2 protein-coding genes are annotated in these 2,908 nt (G+C 67.7%); one reads left to right on the top strand and one right to left on the bottom strand.

Annotation, left to right across the window (positions count from 1 at the left end; all coding sequences use genetic code 11):
- The coding region (locus ACWEKS_RS49035) for a YVTN family beta-propeller repeat protein (RefSeq protein ID WP_452346561.1) at positions 1-1,000 on the top strand (1,000 nt) is incomplete at its 5' end.
- Positions 1,001-1,734: 734 nt separating this feature from the next.
- Here the strand turns inward: ACWEKS_RS49035 and ACWEKS_RS49030 are convergent.
- The coding region (locus ACWEKS_RS49030) for a hypothetical protein (RefSeq protein WP_452346560.1) at positions 1,735-2,908 on the bottom strand (1,174 nt) is incomplete at its 5' end.

The raw sequence follows: 2,908 nt of genomic DNA, 5'->3' as shown, positions 1-2,908 counted from the left end.
CGCGGGAGACCTCGCCCGCGCCGCGCACGATGCCCTCACCGACACCGACCGGCACATCGCCTCCACCATCCTCGCCAGCGTGGCCACCCCGGGCCGACCATTGGCACCGTCGAGGCGAGCGTCGAAGCTCCTGCGGCGACGGTGGATTCCCGTCCTGGCCGTGGTGCTCCTGGTAGCCGCCGCAGGCGGGGGGATCGCCTACTGGAAACTGTCCGAGAGTGTCGGCAACCCGACGACGGCCACAACCGTCACAGCCACCATCCCCGTCGGCAACGGGCCGTTCGGTGTGGCGGTCGACCCGGGCACGCACACCGTCTACACCACCAACAACTCCGACGATTCGGTGTCGGTGATCGACCCGGCCACCCACACCGTTACCGCGATAATCCCGGTCGGCAAGGGGCCGGAGGGTGTGGCGGTCGACCCGGGCACGCACACCCTCTACACCACCAACAGGAACGACGATTCGGTGTCGGTGATCGACCCGGCCACTCACACCGTCACCGCGACCATCCCCGTCGGTAAGGGGCCGGAATTGCTGGCGGTCGACCCGGGCACACACACCCTCTACACCGCCAACTTCGGCGGCAATTCGGTGTCGGTGATCGACACGGCAGCCCACACCGTCACCGCGACCATCCCGGTCGGCAAGGGGCCGGTCGCTGTGGCGGTCGACCCGGGCACGCACACCCTCTACACCACCAACGGCTACGACAATTCGGTGTCGGTGATCGACGCGGCCGCCCACACCGTCACCGCCACCGTCCCGGTCGGCAAGACGCCGATCGGTGTGGCGGTCGACCCGCGCACGCACACCCTCTACACCACCAACAGGGACGACAATTCGGTGTCGGTGATCGACACGGCCACCCACACCGTCACCGCGACCATCCCGGTCGGCAAGACGCCGATCGGTATGGCGGTCGACCCGGGCACATCCACCGTCTACACCGCCAACTTCTCCGGCAATTCGGTGTCGGTGATCGAGCCGCGGCACTGACTCGGGTGCAGGTGCGCACAGACCAGCGACCTGCTTGGACAACAGTTCGTGAAGCCGACGTTCGAGGTGTGCGGCGAGGGCAACACCCGCACTGCGGATACAGCGGCCAGACACCGCGGGTGAAGATCACCAAAATGCCCTCTACCTGCGGTGAAGTTGCCAGCTGGGGCGGCAAAGCGACTGTCGTAGAACCGCAGGACTTCAGGCTCATACAATGGCCAGACAAAGTTTGCCCACTATGCAACCAGGGATGGAACGGACCAAGAGGGCAATCGGTCGCATATGGACCGCCTCGATCTCGCACCCACGAGTTGACCTATCCACGACCCCGCCTGCTCGGCAGGGATCGCGTCCTCACCTCACGACTCACCAAGCGTTTCGCCCTGACGTGCAACGTGTGCATCCAGCGCCGCCGTGACTGACCTTCACTGTCGCCTGGACAGTAGAACAGCGCAGGCGTGGGGTGGCTTGGCCACGCCGAGGTCATCACCCTAATAAGCTCAGCCTGGTTTTTTGATCTGTGCGGCGTGGTCGGGTGCCCTTCTTATGATGTGTCGGGCGGTTGTAGGCCTGGCCGGTGAGCAGGACCAGGCCGACGTCGTGGCGGGTGGTGCGGTGCCGGTTCTTCGAGCCGGCAGGTCTGCCCGGCCCGGGCTGGCTGGGGTTCCGGTGCAGCGGCTGGGGACCCGGTTCTGGTGCGGGTGTTACGAAACCCCAGCTGAAGGGCGGGCATTTCAGTGCCGCGGCTCGATCACCGACACCGAATTGTCGTCCCTGTTGGCGGTGTAGACGGTGTGCGTGCGCGGGTCGACCGCCACACCCTCCGCCCCCTTACCGACGGGGATGGTCGCAGTGACGGTGTGGGCGGCCGTGTCGATCACCGACACCGAATTGCCGGAGTTGTTGGCGGTGTAGACGGTGGATGTGCCCGGGTCGACCGCCACACCGGCCGGCCGCATGCCGACCGGGATGGTCACGGTGACGGTGTGGGCGGCCGTGTCGATCACCGACACCGAATTGCCGGTGTAGTTGGTGGTGTAGAGGGTGTGCGTGCCGGGGTCGACCGCCAGCAATTCCGGCCCCTTGCCGACCGGGATGGTCGCGGTGACGGTGTGGGTGGCCGCGACGATCACCGACACCGAATTGCCGGTGTAGTTGGTGGTGTAGACGGTGTGCGTGCGCGGGTCGACCGCCACACCGACCGGCCCCTTGCCGACCGGGATGGTCGCGGTGACGGTGTGGGTGGCCGGGTCGATCACCGACACCGAATTGTCGTCCCTGTTGGTGGTGTAGAGGGTGTGCGTGCCCGGGTCGACCGCCACACCGATCGGCGTCTTACCGACCGGGACGGTGGCGGTGACGGTGTGGGCGGCCGCGTCGATCACCGACACCGAATCGTCGCCGCCGTTGGCGGTGTAGACGGTGGATGTGCCCGGGTCGACCGCCACACCGACCGGCCCCTTGCCGACCGGGATGGTCGCGGTGACGGTGTGGGCGGCCGCGTCGATCACCGACACCGAATCGTCGCCGAAGTTGGCGGTGTAGACGGTGTGCGTGCCCGGGTCGACCGCCAGCAATTCCGGCCCCTTACCGACCGGGATGGTGGCTGTGACGGTTGTGGCGGTGATCGGGTTGCCGACACTCTCGGACAGTTTCCAGTAGGCGATCCCCCCGCCTGCGGCGGCTACCAGGAGCACCACGGCCAGGACAGGGATCCACCGTCGCCGCAGGAGCTTCGGCACGCGCGGCCGTGGCGTCGGCGGGAGGCCCGGTGCCGAGTGCGGTGGTTCCAATGGGCGCGGGCCGGTGGGGAGGCCCGGGGTGGCCACGCTGGCGAGGATGGTGGAGGCGATGTGCCGGTCGGTGTCGGTGAGGGCATCGTGCGCGGCGCGGGCGAGGTCTCCCGCG

This window comes from Nocardia sp. NPDC004711, assembly GCF_053601595.1.
This window is presented reverse-complemented; position numbering and strand designations above follow the sequence as displayed.